The following is a 19,398-nucleotide window of genomic DNA, read 5'->3' as shown; positions in this document are numbered from 1 at the left end:
GGATTTATTTTGATTATTGTATAACCATTAGTTTATTGGTTTATCTATGAATCTGTATTAATATCTAAAAAAGAGAAAAAGAGCACCGGTAAGTGATTAGGTGCTCTTTTTTGTTCCTAAAAAGCACATTATGTGAACTGAACAAGTATAGGTTATACAGTCTAAAAACAGAAGGAACTACTGTCCCTCAACAGTAGTTCCTTGTTGTAATATAAATGCATTTTGGATGATCTAATTTACCTGAAGTAGTTTATACAGAAAGAATGATTGACGAATGACTCACAGAGACAGATTCTTTTTTAGTTATTTACTAACTTCCACTACGAATGGAACTATAAAGACTTTGTTACTACGCTGAAACTCTCCCCAAATTTTATAGACGCCAGGTGAAGGAAATGTGGTATGGAACATAGCTTTAGATCCTTTTATCCTTTCATCCATTGGGTGTACGTGCAGATATTTTGTTGCGTCTTGATTTAGAATGACAACGTGTCCTACAGCTCCAAGGTATGGTTGTAAATCCTGAATAGGCTGTTTGGTTTTAGCGTCTTCAAAATGAAAATTTAGCATAGTTTCCTCATTCGCTTTTAGCTGGCTATCTATTTTAAGAGACACTTGATTTCCATCAACAGTTTTTAATAATTTCTTATCAGGTATAAGGCTAACAGGAGCTGATGTATTTCCCTTAACAGAAACCGTATGCATTTGAACTGTATCCGATTGTCCTTTCGGTACAAAGTCAGCAATTAATTTAAATGATCCTCCCTGAGTAAACGTAACAGGTACTGTAAAAACACCTTTTCCCTTATAAGTAGGATGGATGTGTTGATATTTTGACAAGTCTTTGCTTGCAACAATCAGATGCATTTTCTTTTCATGATTTACCTCAAATTCGGAAATAGGCTTCCCTTTATTATCTTTGATTGTGATTGTTAACTGATTGGTTGTATTAGCCTGAGGATAATGTTCAAACTTCCAATCGGTTTGTACGGCAACTTGTCGTTTTTCTTTTGAAGAATCGTTATGGTCCATGTTTGCCATGTCGTGTTTCATCTGCTTATATTCAGAATCCTTATTACATGCTACCAAAGAAATCATAGTTAAGAGAGATACCGCGACAAATAGTAACTTTTTCATATATACACCCTTTCATTGTAATAAGTACTGTTGTCCACCATTTATATCAAATAGATGTGGAGAAACTGTGCAGACCTATCCATACAAGTATAGCCTCTATACCCAAACACAGAATTAAGTAAAAATCGATAAGTAATTACGTAAACTTACTTATAATAAATTGTGTTTAATAAAAATAATAAATCTTAAAAGGCATGCGTATTAATACGCATGCCTTTTAAGTGAGCTTTCATAAAAAATCCCAAAATATAAATACCAGATAATGCTTATAGGGTTTGTCAAAAATTATTTTATCAAATAAATGCCGATTGTTAAATATGGAAATATAATCAATTAAATAGGTTCATTTGGATAATATTGGTGAATTAGATGCAATTACATAACTAGAAAGGTGTGTAAAATGACTATAAACTATACTTCTACTGACGGTATATTTGATACTGTTTCACAACATTAATGAGATTAAATTTACTCCTTCTTACGAACTTCCACTAGAAATAATTTTTTATCAAAGACTCCTCTTTTATCAGCTTTATATCGTCTAACTGTCTCCAAATCTTCGATGGAAAATCCATGACACTTTGTTAATCCATAGATTACTTCTAATAAATCTGCAAGTTCTTCTATAGCCTCATTTGAGTTAGAAGCTGCTAAATACTCATTTAATTCTTCCTGACTTTTCCTTTGAAGTTCTATTAAATAATCCTGTTCTGTTAAAACTTCAACCACACACTCGCCTTCGGATTCTTGGATAATTTCGGGTATGCGGTCTCTAATTAGTTTATTATAAATGGTCATATATCTTATCTCCTTTATAATTAGAGTGTTTACTATACAGACGTAGCAGAACTATCTAAACAAAAAAACAAGCCTTTGAAAACAAATGCTTGTTTTTGTTTAGAACTTATTAATATAAACTGTTAGAAGGTATTTTCATCTGTATCTACATTGATTAGTTTTTTACATTTTCACATTCAACAACACGTTTCATTGCTTGAATGTGTCCTAAATGATTGGATTCATGTAATACGGCCAAACCTGCTAATTCTTCAAAAGTTTCAAATCCCATAAATGGTTTTTGAAGTGTTTTCTTTAATTGTTCATTTGGAATTTGCTGAAGACGAATGGCCTGATCCTTGAGCTGAATAATCAATTCGTATAAGCTAGGTACCTCATCCTTCCAATCAGCTGGTTTTGTACCATTATCAAACAATTCGATATAGTTTGCTGGAAGGTAAGTCGTTTTTTCTGGAAAGCCAAACATTAATTGCTCAGTGAATGTTAATACATGGCCAACATGCCAATGAATTGTATTGTTAAAACCATCTGGCTGAACACTCGCTACTTCTTTAGAAATAGATTCTACATTTCTTATAAAGTAATCCTTTGCCACTTTAAACTGCTTAAATACTAATTCATTCATATAGTCTCACTACCTTACAATCATTATTTTTTACTTTAATATTCCTATACAGGTATTTGATATTTAGGTGAGAAAGAACGTAATCTCACAACAGAATGCTTTAAATATCTAACTAGCTGATTTATTTCATCTTCAGTGGTTAGTGCTCCTATACTTATACGAATTGAGCTTCTAATCTCGTCATCTGTCTTTCCAATTGCTTTTAATACATGTGAAAGTTTTGATGAAGTAGAGCTACATGCGGAAGCAATAGATACACAAATTCCCAATTCATTTAACATACTTGCTAAGGATTCCCCTCTAATCCCAGAAAATTGAATGTTTATCGTGGAGGGAACATTAGCATGTATGTCTCCGTTTATTAAACAATCCTCAATTTCTGCTTGGAGATTAGTTAAGAATAAGTCACGTAGGTACTCTGTCTTTGTAAAATTTAAGTATAGATCTTCTTGAACTATTTTTGCAGCAATCCCAAAACCGACAATACCTGCTACATTTTCTGTTCCAGAACGCATACCAAATTCTTGAGATCCCCCAAGGATAAGAGGAGGAATATTCACATCTTCACGTAAATATAAACACCCTACTCCCTTAGGTCCATAAATTTTATGTGCTGACATGGATAAACTATCAATTGGAAGTTCCTTTAAATTAACTGTTATTTTCCCAACTGCCTGCACTGCATCGCAATGGAAATGAATATTGTGCTTTTTACACAGGTTACCTATTTCTTTTATAGGCTGTATAGACCCAATTTCATTATTTACCATCATGACTGTAACAAGAACGGTTTGGCTAGTTATAGCTCTTTCGATATCATTAAGATCCACAATACCAGCCGAATTGACAGGTATTGTGGTAATTTGAAATCCATGATGCTTTCTTAAGTAATCACAAGTTTTTAAGATAGCTGGATGTTCAATTGCACTTGTAATAATATGTTTCCTCTTTGAATTTTTAGCTGCTATGCCCTTTAATATAGTGGAATTTGCCTCAGATCCACCACTTGTAAAAAATATATTACTATCCTCAACACCAATAAGATTAGCTATATCTTTACGTGCTATTTCAATGGCCTCTTTAGCGCGATACCCTATAGAATAAGTACTCGACGGATTTCCAAAATGATTTTGAAGATACGGTAACATACCTTCTAGTACTCTTGGATCAATAGGAGTAGTGGCATTATAGTCAAAATAAATAGGTGTATGCATTGTTAAAATGCACCTTCCCCTTCAACCAGAAATTCTTTCTGTTCAAATTTCTTTTTTGTTGGATTTGCGCACTGATTTAGAATATTTAAAGCGATATCAACACAATGAAGCTGTGAAGGTTCTAACTCACCTAACCATTCAACAACATCATCGCGTATAATAGACGAAATTTCAGCTTTAGACATACTAACTATTTTTTCTGAAACAATACTTGCTGTAGCAATAGACGTAGAGCATCCATAAGCTCTATAAGCTACATCGGAGATAACCTCTTGGTTTAACCTTAAATACATGTGTACTGTATCACCACAAATAGGATTACTGATTTCGATCACATAGTCCGCATCTGTAAGTTCACCAATATTCCTAGGATTCATAAAATGGTCACAGATTATATCATTGAACATTTTAAATTCCTCCTTTGACAGCCATGCCTTTTTCTTTTTCTTCGATAAACTTTTCAAGGTTAATTGCACAACAACCTACTTCTACGCCTGGCATCCTTGAAATATATACTAACGTCTGTCCATTACGACCACATTCACAAGATGTATCTTTTCTTAAATAGCCAACATCTTCTGTCAGAATGAAGCCTGGATAAGAAATAGAAGTTGGGTCATAAATAGCAATAATGCCTCTTTCTCCATATTCAACTTCTTCTAAGACATTGTGTGGGTTACGCATAGAAACGTGGACCCATGGTGGAATATGTTTTTCTTGTTTATGGCATTCTACTGCCAGCATATTAGCTTCTACTAATCCATACATATCCCTTACATTGTATGATTGAACGCCTAAGTATTCATGACAAAGCTCATTAAATTCTGCTCGTGGAATTTCTTCACCAGTGAACCTTTTCCATCCTCCAAGCGTAATAATAAAGCTATTCTTTTCTAAATTAAGTTTAATATTGCGATCCATACAATATTTAATTAATCTATATACTAAAAATGGGGGACCTACTATGTGTCTAGTATGCTTTCCATCCCAACTCTGTAAGACTTCTACAGCCTTTTCAGGGTTGAATGTTATCTTTTTCACTAAATTAACGCTACCATCTAATAAACCAGCAAAAACGTTCAGTGCTTTTACCATTCCCATTTCAGGCATTTCTTCAGTTGGTGGGAAAAGGAATAATCCCATCCCTCTGGAAAACTTAAAGAACTCTCTATAGGTAGTTACAACACTATCAAATGCACTGTCCATCGTTAAACGATCACGACGAGATACACTAGGAATCCCACTTGTCCCTGTACTTCTCATTTCGAATTCAACTTCGTTTAATTTCGATGTCATAAGAAGGTGAGAATCGCATTGTTTAAATGTTTGAACTGGAATTAAAGGGATTTTTGCTAAATCATTAAAACCCTTTATATCCTGATGGCTAATGTTTTTCTTCTTACATAAATCACGATAAAATTCGTTGTTTTCATAATGATAGTTAAAGTTATCTGCGATAACGCTACCTTTATATTCATTTACTGTATCAAAAGGCATTTTATAAAGGTTATGAGCACTGCCGACTAATGTATTTAATGGGGATAATCCTAGTTCTTTTAACTGAGTAGATAAGTTCATTTAATAGCCTCCTTAGTGTTCTGAGCTTGTATTTGTTTTACTAACAACACAACCTCCTCAATCGTTTTGCACCAGCCATAGTCCTCAGTTGGAATGCTAATATCTAACTTTTGCTCTAAATCTAAAACAAGTTCTAGGCGATCAGTTGAATCCAGTGATAAATCTCCAGACAAATTGCTATCTATTTTAATATCCGTTTCTTTTAAAGGTGAAAAAACTAAAATAGACTCTCTTATCATCGTAAAAATCTTATCGTTTTCCATAGTTAGGACCCCCACTAAAACTTTTCATATCAATTAAGTTATATGATTTGCCAAGAACTTGGCGTCTTCTCCAACCCCTAATAATAAGGCGGAACCTCTTCGGTATTGCCATGATAACCCTAGAAAGTAAAGACCCTTTTCTTTTGTTATGCCTCGATCATGAATCACATTATTGTTTTTATCAACTATATTAAGGACTTCAATCCATTCGTAATCATTGTGGTAACCAGTGGCCCAGATGATATTCTCTGGTTGGACCTTCTCGCCGTTTTGACAAATTAAACGCTTACCGTCTGCCTTTGAAACTTTTGAAACCTTGTTAACAGCTCCTCTACTTAGCAGTGGTTTTAACTCTTTTCCTATAATTGGATCATTTTTTTTCATAAACTGCCCCAATTTTGAATGAATAGTTGCTTTTGATACTCCAAGCACTTGGAACCACCAAAAAATACTCCTATTTAGTAAGGTATAGGGTAGGAATTTCATTCGTTTACCTACAGATAGATAAACTTCTCTGCTTTCGGCTAACTCCGTTGCAATCTGTACCCCTGAATTACCGGCACCCACTACTAAAGTCGTTCCTTCCTTTAATTGGGTTGGATTTTTATAATGAGCTGCATGAATCTGGAAAATGTCTTTTGAGACATCTTTCTCAATATCTGGTACAAAGGGTTTTTGAAAGGGACCAGTTGCAACTACTATATTTTCCGCTACATAATTTCCTTTACTGGTAACGAGGTGAAACTTCTTATTTTCTTTAAATAGATTAATAACCGATGTATTCAGTTGGACTGGAAAATCATAATAACGACTGTAGTTTTCTAAATAATCCGCAATCTCATCTTTGTTAGGGTAACCATGTGGTGGCCCTTCTACGTTCATTCCCGGTAGAGCACTATGAGATCTAGGTGTAAACAAGGTTAAAGAATCGTAACGATGACGCCAAGAGTCCCCAACTCTACTATTAGAATCTATAATTAAAAATGAAAGAGATTTTTGTTTTAAATAATAGCCAATAGCTAGTCCTGCTTGCCCAGCACCAATTACAATTGTGTTATATGAATTTCCCATTTAACATCCCTCCTTCAACAATGGTAAGTACATTATGCATAGTAGGATGAGTTTATTAGAAAAGAGAGAAAAGAACGAATTTAATTATGCCAAACCTCTAAACCATTATTTAAATACGCGTTTTTACAAGCACTTCTTTGGATTTTCCCACTAGATGTTTTTGGTATACTGCTAGTCTTTAAAAGGGAAATAGCGTATGGTTGAACTTCATGTTCCTCCATTACTTGTTGACGGATGTTCCTTAAAACACTGTCTAAATAACCTTTTAATTCTCTTTCATTGTGTGGTCTAGGCCTATATTTACGTTCAATTTCGGCAACTATAATCAACTTTTCTTCCCCATTAATATCAACAGAGAACGCAGCACTGGCTCCTGAAATAATAGTTTGATCTGCTTTTTCCACAGTTAATTCAATATCTTGTGGGTAATGGTTTTTCCCTCTTAATACAATGACATCTTTTAGTCTACCTGTTACAAAAAGTTGGCCTTCATGAAAAAACCCTAAATCCCCAGTTCGTAAAAAGCCATTTTCATTTGTGTCTTTTACTGTATTATTAAACGCATAATTTGTTTCTTGTTTCCGTCCAAAATATCCTTTTGCTATACTGTCTCCTTTAACCCAAATTTCACCTATTTCATTTGATGCACACTTGGACAAGGAATCAGTATTAACAATTTCTACTTTCTGATCAAGCCAAGTCATACCACAACCAACTAATTTAACTGAATTTTCAGAATTTATAGGTCTCTCTATAGCTTTATTTTCTAAAAGATTTTCTTTGCAAAAGCCTTTGGAGACAGGTTTTGTTAATTTTTCATTACCTGTTATAAATAATGTAGCCTCAGCCATACCGTAGCACGGAAAAAATTGATTTAGTTTAAAACCACAATCTTTAAAAGCCTGTGCGAACTTTTGAATAGTTTCATAACGCACGGGTTCAGCACCATTAAAAGCAACTTCCCAACTACTTAAATCAAGCTGCTTCTTTTGTTCATCTGTAATCTTTTTTAGACATAAGTCATAAGCAAAATTGGGTCCACCACTAATAGTCGCTTTGTACTTTGAAATAGCACTTAGCCATCGAAAAGGCTTTTGTAAAAAATCCATTGGTGACATAAATACACATTTTGCTCCAAGATATAGTGGTTGTAGAATGTTACCTATTAACCCCATGTCATGATACATTGGTAGCCATCCGAGCATGACTGTATCCTTGTTATGCTGACAAGCTGCTTTAATCATGGCTTCATTATGCAAAATATTACCGTGAGTGACCATTACTCCTTTAGGAGAAGATGTAGATCCTGAAGTATATTGTAAAAAAGCTAAAGATTCTTTATCTATCTTTGGTTGTGACCACTGGTCCTGATAATCATGAGATATATCGTCAATCGGAATCCACTTTAGATTCATGTTTAAAAGTTCATCTGAGAAATGAAAGCTTATTTTTGAATGCAGTTGCGTAGTTGTCAAAATAATATTAGTAGCTGCATCGTTCATAATCGCTTTTAAACGTAACATATTTCGACTTAACCCCGGAGGGTACACGGGTACGGGTATTACATTCGCATAGATACATCCTAGAAAGGCTTTAACATAGTCTATCCCCGATGGATACATTAAAAGAGCTCGTTGTCCTTCTAAACCTAAATGTTGTAGGTAAGCAGCGATTTGCTTAGCATACATATGAAGTTCTTGATAGGTAATATTAGTTTCATCTTGGTTATCATTAGATAAAAATGTGTAGACTACTTTTTCAGGATGTATCATCACTTTATGTGATAACAAGTCTATCATTGAAGAATAATTACTTTTTGGAATAGTAGGATTGTCTATCAACTTTCCCATGCGGTCTACACCTCTTTTTAGTGTTCTAAAATCACAAAATCACAAATTCTACTCTCTTTCAAAGGCATTGATGGCATTTACGCTATGACTAATTGCAGCACCAGCTTTAAGTGCAGCTGCTACAGTCACTGCTTCTAAAATCTCATCCATAGTTCCACCTAGTTTTTTATACTTAGCTACATGAGCTTCAATGCAATATGGACATCCTGTTGTATGAGCCACGGCAATAGCAATCAACTCTTTTGTTTTAGGAGGAATCGTACCCATATTAAAGACTTCATGTTCAAACTGCATAAATTTTGCTGCAACCTTTGGCGACCTTTCCTTTAATTCACCTAATCTATTTAAATATGATTTTTTATATAAAGTATCGTCTGACATCTTTTATTTCTCCCCTCATTATTTAAATATAAGTAACTATCATGAAGAATAAAACAAACTACTTTAAAATAATAAAAACTTATTTAATCGACGGACGACTTTCCCACCCCTTTTTCTCAATGGTAAAATTTTACTAAGTCTAAATAGAAGAAAATTAACCTATAATTACCTCTATTTGTAAAAAAAGCAGCTACAAATGGATTCTACAAACAATATTTTGGGTTGTCAATTACTTTATTCGAAATTTAAGAATAATTTAATAACTATTTTACAAGACTTTTAGGAGGTAAAATAAAGGCTATTTATTCACTAGGATAAGTACAATATTATACTTAAAATTATATTAATAAAGTCAAAGCAAGACTTATTTCAGGAGGTATTTTTGGGAAGTTTTAAAAAAATAAGTGGACTATAAGATATAAGAAAGTTTAGATGTTTTTTTAGAGCAGATGAATCTTTATTTAAAAGTGAGAAATTCACTATGTATAATATGTCTCTATAACACTCAAATGCTTTTTTGAATTTTAAAACATATGATAACGCTACCATTTTCACCAAAAAAGAATGTTACAAAAAAAATTTAAAAAAAAATGAAATTTACATTTGGAAATGAAGGTAAAATCTGAGAATGATAGTGTGAGGGATTATATCTATCTGCATTCAAGATCTCTTCTAGAAGTTATCCTAGATATAATCCCATTTTTTATAAAAGCCTAGGTGATGCTACTGTTTTTAAAATTGCTTATTGAAGTAAGTTTGGAACTCTTTACAAGTTAAATTTTATCTTATGCTTCAATTTCAAAACCTGAGGACTGTAATGGACCAATTGTAATTAAGCTAATTAACTGCACTGCCATATGTTTAGGAGAGTAGACTAAATCATTATTAATCCACCATTCTACAGTACCAATCAATGCTGAAGAAATGAAATGTATTAATAATTCTGGAGGAGTTGAAAATTTTTGTTCTTGTAAATTTATTGTGGCGAATTCTTTTCTGAATTTCTCTAGGATAACCCCTTTCATTTTGCCATTAAATCCATGTACCCCTTTTTCACTCAACATAATTTGATAAAAAGTAGCATGGTGGAAAATATTTGTGAATATAGCTTCAATCATTGATTGAAACTGTGATATTTTCACCCTTTTCTTTTGAATGTATATACAAGGGTTAATAATATCTGTTAGTTCCTCAAAAACTTCGTCAATTAATTTATCCACCAAATCTTGCTTATCTACATAGTGAAGATAAAAGGTAGCCCTGTTAATTAATGCATTGTCTGCAATATCCCTAATGGTAATAGATTCATAGCCTTTCTCTTGAATTAAATCAATAAACGATTCTTTAATCATTTTTCGTGTTCGAATAACACGCAAGTCTGTTTTCTTTAACATTTTTTCATCACCTGTCTATGATTTCATTTTTAATTAACACTCAGGACTCATGTGTTGTATATATAACAAATAGCGCAATATTGATTATTGAGTATGTGAGAATAAGGAATATAATTACATTGTATATAACAGGGCGTTTCTTATGCAACGCTCTGTCGATGAAAACATGATGTTCAGGAGGGAGATTACGTGTGCGTATTTAAGAGTTTTTTTTCACAAAAAAGATTTTGGGGGAGCTTACTAGGAATTATCATTGTCGTTATGATTTTCAGTATTGCTTTCATAGGATCAATTGTTAATCCCACTCCGAAGGACTTGCCTGTTGCATTGGTGGTAAATGATAAAGGTGCTGAACTGCCTAATAAGACAAAACTAAATGCTAGTGAGGACTATAGAGAAGCGTTACTAGATAATAAAGATATTCCCTTTAAGTGGTCAGTGATTGACACAAGAGAAGACGCTATCAGTGCAATGAATGAAAAGAAATACTATGCGACTATTGTCATTCCAGAGAGCATGTCTCAACAAATTATGTCACTTCAATCCCCTTCACCACAAAAGCCAGAGGTAGAGGTAATTATTAATCAAGGAATGCATTACACGGCTGCTAATACAACAAAACAGGTTATCGATCAATCGCTTTCTAAAATAAATGGTCAAATTCAGGATACAATTTTTACCCAGTTAGAAGCTAAAAAAGCTACTATTACTCCTTCGCAAGCAAAACTTTTGAGCAGCCCTTTACTTGTGAAGAATGAAACCATTAACGAAGTTGGAGATCACACAGCCAATGGGAATGCTCCTGTTTTATTTACACAGATAATATGGATCGCGGTCATTATTAGTTCTGTTATTCATTTTGTTATTATGAAGAAGGTTACAAATGGCCGTATAAGTACCCGATCTGTTTTAGCTCAATTAGTTGCAGGACTACTATTTGCAACAGCCATTGCTTCTACAGTCCTTTTATTTACTGATAATGTATTAAACGTTAATATATCTGACTTCCAGGCAACATTCTTATTTTTACTTTTTACTGCATTTATGTTTTATTTACTTCAAAACGCTATTTTAAATTGGTTAGGATTAGTAGGGGTTCCACTATTTATCTTACTTTTTCTCTTCTCAATTCCGGTATTAAATTTACCTCCAGAGTTTCTACCTACAGTAACTCAAGATTGGTTTTATTCATGGGTTCCCTTTAAATATAGTGTAGAAGGTCTACGTAACATCTTCTACTTTGAAGGGCATGCTATCGAAAGCTATTTATTTGTTCTAGGAATGATAGGTGTGGCTTCATTTATAATCATGTCACTTTCTATACTCAAAACAACAAGTAAAGCAAAACCAATGGTAGCTGTAGAAAAGTAATTTTTATTTATTAATAAAAAAAGACCTTGAGAAGAGCAAGATATATAACTTACTCCTCTCAAGGTCCTATTTGTTTTAATTAATCTTTTGATATCTTTAATTACATGTAAGCTATAAGCCTATACTTGATCTTAAACTTCAGGAGTTGGTGTTGGTTTTTCATAACCACTTTTATATAAGTCTACGTATGAAGCCTTAGCATATTAATGTGTGAATATATATAATACAGTAGTAAGTCGCATTGCAACGTAAGAGCCGACCCAAATATTTTGAAAGGAATGTAGCTCCTAGAAGGTGAAAATGAAAGAATGGTCATTCAATCTGTTTTTTCATATCAATTAATTGTTGTAATAAAATTTTTTCTCCTTCTGAGCTTAGCACGATATTACCTAGATACACTTTATTTTTATCACTTACCTTACCAGTTATAGCACAGGGTTTACTTTCACCACATTTTCCGATAATTATTGCTTCATTTTCTATAGACATTTCCACATGACTCTCACTGCCTTTTATCCCTAAGGATCGTCGTAGTTCACTAGGGAATGTGATACGTCCAAATTTGCCTAGACCCTTAATCAGCCCTATTTTCTTCATTTTCTCACTCCTAATTTAAATTATCTTTCAATTTAATAATGGTTATTAATTAATTGTATTTTGGTGACAAATTATCTCCACAAGAGAATTTTTTACTGGAGTAATTCCAATCTCGAAAATGTATTATATTACCTTTTTACCTCATTATCTTTTTCTTTTAATAAAATTAATATATGAATTTAAACTAATAACAAAGATTTATTAACCCTCATTTTATGATACAAACTACAGAATTAAACAAAAATCTACACAAGAAAACCAATAATATCCATTAAATTATTTATATGTAAAAAAATATTTAAATCCATATATGATAACATTAAATGTATCTATATCTAAATAATGGATAATACACACTTCTTTCTTATCGAATCATTCACAAAAAAATATTTTAGAAAATTTTTAATTTTTGTCGTTTTCTGTATGATTATATAGTTCCTAGTATAAATTAAAGATACGATGTCTCTGGAGAAAAATGAAAGCGTTTAATACTAGTTTATCTTTTCTTAGTTCCACTTCAATGGAGTGAAGATATTTATAAACTAACTACAGAAAAAAAGTTGCTCTCATTGTATCCTTATTAATGACTTAAAGGAGTATCACTATCTCTTCGAATTACGCTGATGTATCCACTCCTTTTGAAGCTAAGCAGACTACGATATCTACTATAATCCTTCCCTTACAAAGAAAGGGATTTTGGAGGATGTAATAGTCTTTCTATAATTACTACAACTTATATGAGAGAGGTTAAAAAATGAATCATTTACATCGTAGGATGGGAACTTTTTCTTTAACAATGGTTGGACTAGGTTCAATCATTGGTTCAGGTTGGTTATTCGGGGCATGGAGAGCAGCTCAAATTGCTGGACCTGCTGCTATTATTTCCTGGATTATCGGTATGATTGTTATTTTATTTATTGGACTTTCTTACAGTGAGCTTGGATCTATGTTTCCAGAAGCAGGAGGTATGGTTAAATATACACAATATTCTCATGGATCATTTCTTGGATTTATTGCTGCTTGGGCAAACTGGATTGCTATTGTATCTGTTATCCCAGTTGAAGCTGTTGCCTCTGTACAATACATGAGTTCTTGGCCCTGGGAATGGGCAAAGTGGACAAGTAGTTTAGTGAAAAATGGCACGCTTACTTTACCTGGATTAGGCATTGCTTCTGCTTTATTACTTATTTATTTTTTACTAAATTATTGGACAGTAAGTCTCTTTTCCAAAGCAAATTCACTCATCACAATCTTTAAGATAGTGATTCCTGGCTTAACAATTGGATCACTTCTATTTGCCGGTTTTCATAGTGGAAATTTTACGTCTGGAGAAGGCATCGCGCCAAATGGTTGGGCAAGCGTACTGACGGCGGTAGCAACGTCCGGTATTGTATTTGCATTTAATGGTTTTCAAAGCCCTATTAATATGGCTGGAGAAGCAAAGAATCCTGGGCGTTCTATTCCATTAGCTGTAGTAGGATCGATTCTAATTGCTACCGTTATTTATATCTTATTACAGGTTGCCTTTATTGGAGCAGTTGACCCTTCTATGGTTGTTCATGGATGGAGTCACCTTAATTTCAACTCTCCATTTGCTGATTTGGCTATTGCTTTAAGTATTAACTGGCTTGTTATTGTATTGTACGCTGATGCATTTGTTTCACCTTCTGGAACGGGAATAACCTATACTGCTACCACATCTCGTATGATATACGGTATGGAAAAGAATAAATATTTACCTGGTGTTTTAGGGAAATTGCACCCTATTTATGGTGTGCCACGTCAAGCAATGTTTTTCAATTTAGCCGTATCATTCATTTTCTTATTTCTATTCAGAGGTTGGGGTGTATTAGCTGAAATTATTTCAGTTGCGACATTAATCTCTTATATTACCGGGCCTGTTACAGCCATGACGTTAAGAAGAACGGGGAAAGAATTGTACAGACCATTACATCTAAAGGGATTAAGTATTATTGCGCCATTAGGTTTTATATTTGCGTCATTAACTCTGTATTGGGCGAGGTGGCCACTTACAGGACAGGTGTTATTCATTATTATGATGGGTCTTCCTATTTACTTTTACTATCAAGCAAAGTTGAAATGGAAGGGGTTCCAGAAGAACTTCCTAGCTGGACTTTGGATGGTTACTTACTTATTATGTATGATGGTTATTTCATATTTAGGAAGTGAAAAGTTTGGTGGAATAAATGTTATTCGATACGGTTGGGACATGCTTATCATTACATGTTTGTCTCTTGTTTTTTATGTTTGGGCTGTAAAGAGTGGATTTAAAACAGAATACCTCAAGGAAGCCACCAAAGTAAATGAAGAAATGAGATTAAGGGAGAGAACAATAAAATCTCAATTAGATAAAGAAAAAGCTGTATAAAAATTGGTTTCTAGTACAAGTATTTTATAAGTATGTGGAGATAGTTATTATGTTGAAAAATAAGGTAGGAAAGTTAAAAACCTTTACGGTAGACTATTCTATATTAAAAAATAATAAAATAATTAATAATTCCATAGTCATGCAATCCATTAATGATCCAGATAAAATTGTAAGGTTAGCTAAATTGGATATATCTACAAAAGAAAGAGTGTTCATTCAAAATGTAAAGATTTTAAGATTTAAGTCCATCCCATCTCATGAACATAATTTAGAATAGAAGAAACTCTTCCAAAAGGGAATTTGCTTACAACAGCAAAAGCTTCTTTTGACGATGTTATTGAGATATTTTACTTGTCTTATTAGATGCCTAGGGCATCTTTTTCTCTTTTCTCATATGTTCGAGGGCTATAGGAAGAGTCGAATTCCTATCTATCGTAATGCTGCGAGAAGTCAAAACATGAAAAGGCCGAAAAGTTTTCTAAAAAACACTGTACATTCTTTCGGTCTCTTGTTTCATTTATATAACAATAGTGAAAGTTGTTATTTTATGGAGGTTTTATATGTCGGATAAAGTGCCATTTTCATTTATAGTAGTTATTGGTTTAATGTTATTTGCTCTATTCTTCGGGGCAGGAAATTTAATTTTCCCACCAATGCTTGGTCAATCAGCAGGAATAAATATTTGGTCAGCTAATGCCGGATTTTTAGTAACCGGAGTTGGTTTACCGTTACTTGGTGTGTTAGCATTTGGTTTTTCGGGAAAAGATGATGTCCAGTCACTAGCGAGTCGCGTACACCCTGTGTTTGCTCTTGTGTTTACAACCGTACTTTATTTAGCGATTGGTCCTTTATTTTCCATACCAAGAGCAGGAACCGTTTCTTTTGAGATAGGCGTCAGACCTTTCTTGGCGGAAGATCTAGGCCACATACCTTTATTTATTTTCACCATAATCTTTTTTAGCATCACATGCTTTTTCTCACTAAATCCCGTTAAAACTATCAATATTATCGGAAAATTCCTAACGCCTATTAAGTTAATATTTATTGGAATGCTTGTAATGATGGCTTTTATTCATCCGATTGGGGATTTTCAGGCACCTACGAAGAACTATAAAATTCACTCATTTTTCAAGGGATTTCAGGAAGGTTATTTAACAATGGATGCTCTTGCAGCTTTTGTTTTTGGAATTATTATTATTAATGCTATTAAAGAAAAAGGCGCAAAAACAAAAAAACACATTATGACTATTTGTGCAAAAGCAACAGGAATTGCTGCGATTATCCTAATAACCATTTATACGGCTCTTTCTTACATGGGTGCTTCAAGTGTAGAAAAACTTGGATACTTAGATAACGGAGGTACTGTTTTGGTAAAAGTCTCGAATTATTATTTTGGAGCTTACGGTGGAATATTATTAGGATTAATGATTACTGTAGCTTGTTTAACAACTAGTGTAGGACTTGTTGCTTCTTGTTCTTCATTCTTTTATAAACTATTTCCAAAGGTACCTTATAAAATACTTGCTATTAGTCTATGTGGTTTTAGTGCAATCGTTGCTAACATCGGGTTAACGCAGTTAATTGCTATTTCTATACCTCTATTAACAGCTATTTATCCATTAGCTATTGTATTGATATTCTTAACTTTTTTTCATCCTTTATTTAAAGGAAAAACTGAAGTTTATCAAGGGAGCTTACTTTTGACATTTATTATTAGTCTATTTGATGGATTAAATACGGGTGGTATTCACATTTCATCTATTAATAGTTTCTTTATTAGAGTTCTCCCTATGTATAAATTAGGACTAGGGTGGATTGTTCCAGCTATTATTGGGGGATTAATAGGTTTTAGCATAGTACAAGTAAAAATCCTTCTTAATTACAGGTCATCTAGACTGAATAAATAATAAATATTCTGATGTAAAGGTTATATCCATTTGAAAATAGGAGAAAATCATCAAAAGGAAGCTTTGTTCTTATTGAGCAAAGCTCCCTTTTTGACGAGTTTCTTCTGTCTTGAACGGGGTTCATTTTGTCTTAGAGCAAATCTCAGCATCTAGTTTATTAGATAACTTTTTAAATCATCAAATGAGTTCGAGTATTTGTGTTGGTTATTTTTAATCACTTTTACTTTCGTCCTAGTATCAGCGCGGCTTGCTTTAAAATATCATTCTCCATTTCTAATTGTTCATTTCGTTTGCGAAGCTCCATCAGTTCTTTTTGTTCCTCGGTCAGGTTATCTTTTCCTTTAAACGAACCAGATGTTTGACTTTGCTCTACCCACTTATCTAAAGATGAAGGAGTCAAGTCATATTCACGAATAATCTCTTGTCTCGGTTTTTCGTTCTGATAAAGCTGCACCATTTGTTGTTTAAATTCCTCCGTAAATGTTCGACGTTCTCTTCTGGTCATTGTAGATGCTCCTTTAGTATATTATCTGTAGTCTACTTGACCTTAAAAATTCTGTCCAACTGAGTGTAGCCTATTCAAGCATATAGCTTAGGTTATAAAGAGAATATCTTAGTAAAAGATGCTCATAGCACATTTGATACGGCTGTGCTTTCAGCTTCAAAAATAGTAGAACATCATAATAATATTCTAGGCGGCAGATTCGTTACATTAAAAGAAGTAAAGAAAATTATATTTTAATCTAATAAATAACTTTTCAAAGGAAAAAACAGCCTTTCAAAGACTGTTTTTTGTTCCTTGAACTTTGATTATGGTAACTAAGGTAACTAAGATTTTATATGTTATAAAGATCAATAATTGCTAACTATAATCAGATCTCTTTACTACCTTTTTCAAATCTGTGGTTTATTCTAACTACTCTATACATTATAAATCCTATAAATAAAATAATCGGAAACGTAGTTTTTATATTTTTAATAAATACCTCAATCATTGGGAGTAAAATAATAGCTAATATAATTGAATATCCAATGCCATTTATAAGGGTATATTTATCTTTGATTTTCGGCATTTTATTTTCTAACATGGTCATTACTATTTGTCCACCATCCAAAACTGGAATAGGTAACGCGTTCACAATACCTAGGAACAAACTAATTTCAGCTAAACAACTCAAATAATTAGAGAGTTCATTAGAATAAGTTGTTGTCGGGAATATAGTTAATCCTGAGTAAAAATATTGAAAAGGGTGATTTAAGAAAACACGTATTAAATCGATAAATTTCATGACAACATGAAATGAACCTCCCTCAATTAACTTTATTATCATAAGGCAAGATATGGGAAGAATGAATATGCTCATTATCACACCTGAAGCTGTTAAGACTACCCGACGCTTCTTAGAATATGTGAAAAATTCTTTATCGCTTCCGGCGGGCATAACGTACCCACCTAATAAAATCCAACAAATTTTAAACTTTATTGATTGTAAAGTGAATTCCAATAATATTGGACCAAATCCAAGAGAGGCTTCTTTAATTTTAATTCCTACTATTTTTGCTCCTATAAGATGTCCTATTTCGTGTACGATAGTAGCAACTATCATGATTAGTATGATTTCTTGGAAACTCATTAAATATCCCCTTTTATAAAAGTAATAATATATAAATTATATCATTTTTACTTTTATATGTAATAAAAGGTAAAAATTATGTTTTAATAGATATTGGAAATATTTATCAAAATGAACGGGGACTGTTTAGATGCATGATATAAAATTTAATTATTTAACTGACTTATGCTCAAGGTATCAACAAGACAAATTTTTCATTGAAGAAATTCCTCTCTCTATTTTATCCAAGGCAAATAAAAGATTTAATATTTCAAGTGAGGAAGCAGTGGTTGCTTTTCTCGACTGTAAGATGTTTGGCTCAGGAAAAGTCGGTGTGTATTTTACCGATAAGGGGATAAGGTGGAAAAATCTAAGTGGTGAATCAGGCAATATAGAATGGACTGAATTTGGTAAAGTAGATCAGATTACGGTCCAAAATAAGGTCGAGGTTCATTTCGACGATAGAAAAGCATTCTTAATAGGAGGAGGAAATACTTATCCAATTTCATTATTTATAGAACTTTTGACAAGTATAAGGGATTTCTTAAACGAATATTCGTACGAATTACTTGTAAAACAGCACAATGTATCTTCTTCTGTAACTTATAATGACTTAATGAATATAAGTACATTATTTGAGAAATATGAAGAAGCATTTGAACCTAATAATGGTCTGTTAGTAGATCAGCATATTCCTTCAGATTTAAAAAAGAAAATAACAAAGTATTTTAATTTACAAGCTAATAGAGAGATTGTTGCTTTTTTATGTACGTTTCCTTTAAAGAAAACCGACGGGATTATTATTGGTGAAAATGGAATTTATTTTAGAGAAGCATTCGTCTCCCTTTATTATCCCTGGTATGTATTCCGAACGTTGCCTTTATATTTATCAGCAGATGAACTCATTATTGGGAAAGATAATATCTTTCATCTTATTCATGCGAAAATGGAAGGTACAGAAATTTTACTTTTTCTAAAAAAACTTCAGGAGTATGCTAATTCTGTTTACAAAAGCGTTCCTACCGTAATCGATCTCTATTCTGTTAACACCAAAACTAAGAATTACGTTATATATTAATTGGAATCCACTTCTTAATAAGATGAGACTAAGAAGTGGGTTTTTGTCGTTTCCTATAAAAAACATTACGTTAACTAACTTTGTATGGGGTATACATATATTTTTAGGTATATATTAGGTAAACTTGAATTA

General features: G+C 32.9%; 18 protein-coding genes and 1 pseudogene. 5 read left to right on the top strand and 14 right to left on the bottom strand.

The window, feature by feature from the left end; genetic code table 11:
- Positions 1–303: 303 nt before the first annotated feature.
- From MMB68_RS23610 to MMB68_RS23560, 11 genes are all read right to left on the bottom strand, one after another.
- Positions 304–1,137: a hypothetical protein gene (locus MMB68_RS23610; protein WP_277447390.1), complete on the bottom strand. Its 834-nt coding sequence runs from the start codon at positions 1,135–1,137 to the stop codon at positions 304–306.
- 468 nt (positions 1,138–1,605) lie between these two features.
- The gene (locus MMB68_RS23605) at positions 1,606–1,935 is read right to left on the bottom strand and encodes a nucleoside triphosphate pyrophosphohydrolase (protein ID WP_277549408.1); all 330 of its coding nucleotides are present in this window, start codon (positions 1,933–1,935) and stop codon (positions 1,606–1,608) included.
- Positions 1,936–2,089: 154 nt separating this feature from the next.
- Positions 2,090–2,560: a DinB family protein gene (locus tag MMB68_RS23600; RefSeq protein ID WP_277549407.1), complete on the bottom strand. Its 471-nt coding sequence runs from the start codon at positions 2,558–2,560 to the stop codon at positions 2,090–2,092.
- 44 nt (positions 2,561–2,604) lie between these two features.
- Positions 2,605–3,774, bottom strand: a complete 1,170-nt coding sequence (locus MMB68_RS23595; RefSeq protein WP_277549406.1) for a cysteine desulfurase family protein — start codon at positions 3,772–3,774, stop codon at positions 2,605–2,607.
- Positions 3,775–3,776: 2 nt separating this feature from the next.
- The gene (locus MMB68_RS23590; protein WP_098334625.1) at positions 3,777–4,181 is read right to left on the bottom strand and encodes an iron-sulfur cluster assembly scaffold protein; all 405 of its coding nucleotides are present in this window, start codon (positions 4,179–4,181) and stop codon (positions 3,777–3,779) included.
- A 1-nt stretch (position 4,182) separates the two neighbouring features.
- Positions 4,183–5,352, bottom strand: a complete 1,170-nt coding sequence (locus MMB68_RS23585; RefSeq protein WP_277549405.1) for a LuxE/PaaK family acyltransferase — start codon at positions 5,350–5,352, stop codon at positions 4,183–4,185.
- Entirely contained in the window at positions 5,349–5,615 is a 267-nt protein-coding gene (locus tag MMB68_RS23580) for an acyl carrier protein (RefSeq protein ID WP_277549404.1), read from the bottom strand. The genes MMB68_RS23585 and MMB68_RS23580 overlap by 4 nt, the downstream gene beginning before the upstream one ends.
- A gap of 33 nt (positions 5,616–5,648) precedes the next feature.
- Positions 5,649–6,686, bottom strand: a complete 1,038-nt coding sequence (locus tag MMB68_RS23575) for a flavin-containing monooxygenase (RefSeq protein ID WP_277549403.1) — start codon at positions 6,684–6,686, stop codon at positions 5,649–5,651.
- 80 nt (positions 6,687–6,766) lie between these two features.
- On the bottom strand, positions 6,767–8,536 hold the full coding sequence (locus MMB68_RS23570) for a fatty acyl-AMP ligase (RefSeq protein ID WP_277549402.1): 1,770 nt from the start codon (positions 8,534–8,536) through the stop codon (positions 6,767–6,769).
- 48 nt (positions 8,537–8,584) lie between these two features.
- Entirely contained in the window at positions 8,585–8,917 is a 333-nt protein-coding gene (locus MMB68_RS23565) for a carboxymuconolactone decarboxylase family protein (RefSeq protein WP_221786212.1), read from the bottom strand.
- Between the two features lie 785 nt (positions 8,918–9,702).
- A complete protein-coding gene (locus MMB68_RS23560) occupies positions 9,703–10,311 on the bottom strand; it encodes a TetR/AcrR family transcriptional regulator (RefSeq protein ID WP_277549401.1) in 609 nt (202 codons plus the stop codon).
- Positions 10,312–10,500: 189 nt separating this feature from the next.
- Here MMB68_RS23560 and MMB68_RS23555 point away from each other — a divergent pair, with 189 nt between their 5' ends.
- Positions 10,501–11,682, top strand: coding sequence for a YhgE/Pip domain-containing protein (locus MMB68_RS23555; RefSeq protein WP_277549400.1), 1,182 nt, complete (start codon positions 10,501–10,503; stop codon positions 11,680–11,682).
- A 312-nt stretch (positions 11,683–11,994) separates the two neighbouring features.
- On the opposite strand, the gene MMB68_RS23550 is transcribed toward MMB68_RS23555, so the two are convergent.
- Positions 11,995–12,279, bottom strand: a complete 285-nt coding sequence (locus tag MMB68_RS23550; RefSeq protein WP_277549399.1) for an AbrB/MazE/SpoVT family DNA-binding domain-containing protein — start codon at positions 12,277–12,279, stop codon at positions 11,995–11,997.
- A gap of 754 nt (positions 12,280–13,033) precedes the next feature.
- On the opposite strand from MMB68_RS23550, the gene MMB68_RS23545 reads away from it, so the two are divergent.
- The 3 genes from MMB68_RS23545 (at position 13,034) to brnQ (ending at position 16,575) form a co-directional block, all read left to right on the top strand.
- Positions 13,034–14,668 (top strand): APC family permease, encoded by a 1,635-nt coding sequence (locus tag MMB68_RS23545; protein WP_269871469.1) that lies wholly within the window; start codon positions 13,034–13,036, stop codon positions 14,666–14,668.
- A 49-nt stretch (positions 14,669–14,717) separates the two neighbouring features.
- The gene (locus MMB68_RS23540; RefSeq protein WP_098278675.1) at positions 14,718–14,945 is read left to right on the top strand and encodes a hypothetical protein; all 228 of its coding nucleotides are present in this window, start codon (positions 14,718–14,720) and stop codon (positions 14,943–14,945) included.
- Between the two features lie 283 nt (positions 14,946–15,228).
- Positions 15,229–16,575: a branched-chain amino acid transport system II carrier protein gene (gene brnQ / locus MMB68_RS23535; RefSeq protein ID WP_221786217.1), complete on the top strand. Its 1,347-nt coding sequence runs from the start codon at positions 15,229–15,231 to the stop codon at positions 16,573–16,575.
- Positions 16,576–16,757: 182 nt separating this feature from the next.
- Here the strand turns inward: brnQ and MMB68_RS23530 are convergent.
- Positions 16,758–17,080: pseudogene (locus tag MMB68_RS23530) on the bottom strand (transposase); the annotation flags it as partial.
- A gap of 367 nt (positions 17,081–17,447) precedes the next feature.
- The gene (locus MMB68_RS23525; protein ID WP_269871468.1) at positions 17,448–18,209 is read right to left on the bottom strand and encodes a site-2 protease family protein; all 762 of its coding nucleotides are present in this window, start codon (positions 18,207–18,209) and stop codon (positions 17,448–17,450) included.
- 130 nt (positions 18,210–18,339) lie between these two features.
- Between MMB68_RS23525 and MMB68_RS23520 the strand changes: the two genes are divergently transcribed.
- Positions 18,340–19,266: a hypothetical protein gene (locus tag MMB68_RS23520; RefSeq protein ID WP_277549398.1), complete on the top strand. Its 927-nt coding sequence runs from the start codon at positions 18,340–18,342 to the stop codon at positions 19,264–19,266.
- The last annotated feature ends 132 nt before the right edge of the window (positions 19,267–19,398 follow it).

Source organism: Priestia sp. Y58, from assembly GCF_029522095.1.
Lineage (GTDB): Bacteria > Bacillota > Bacilli > Bacillales > Bacillaceae_H > Priestia > Priestia megaterium_E.
This window is presented reverse-complemented; position numbering and strand designations above follow the sequence as displayed.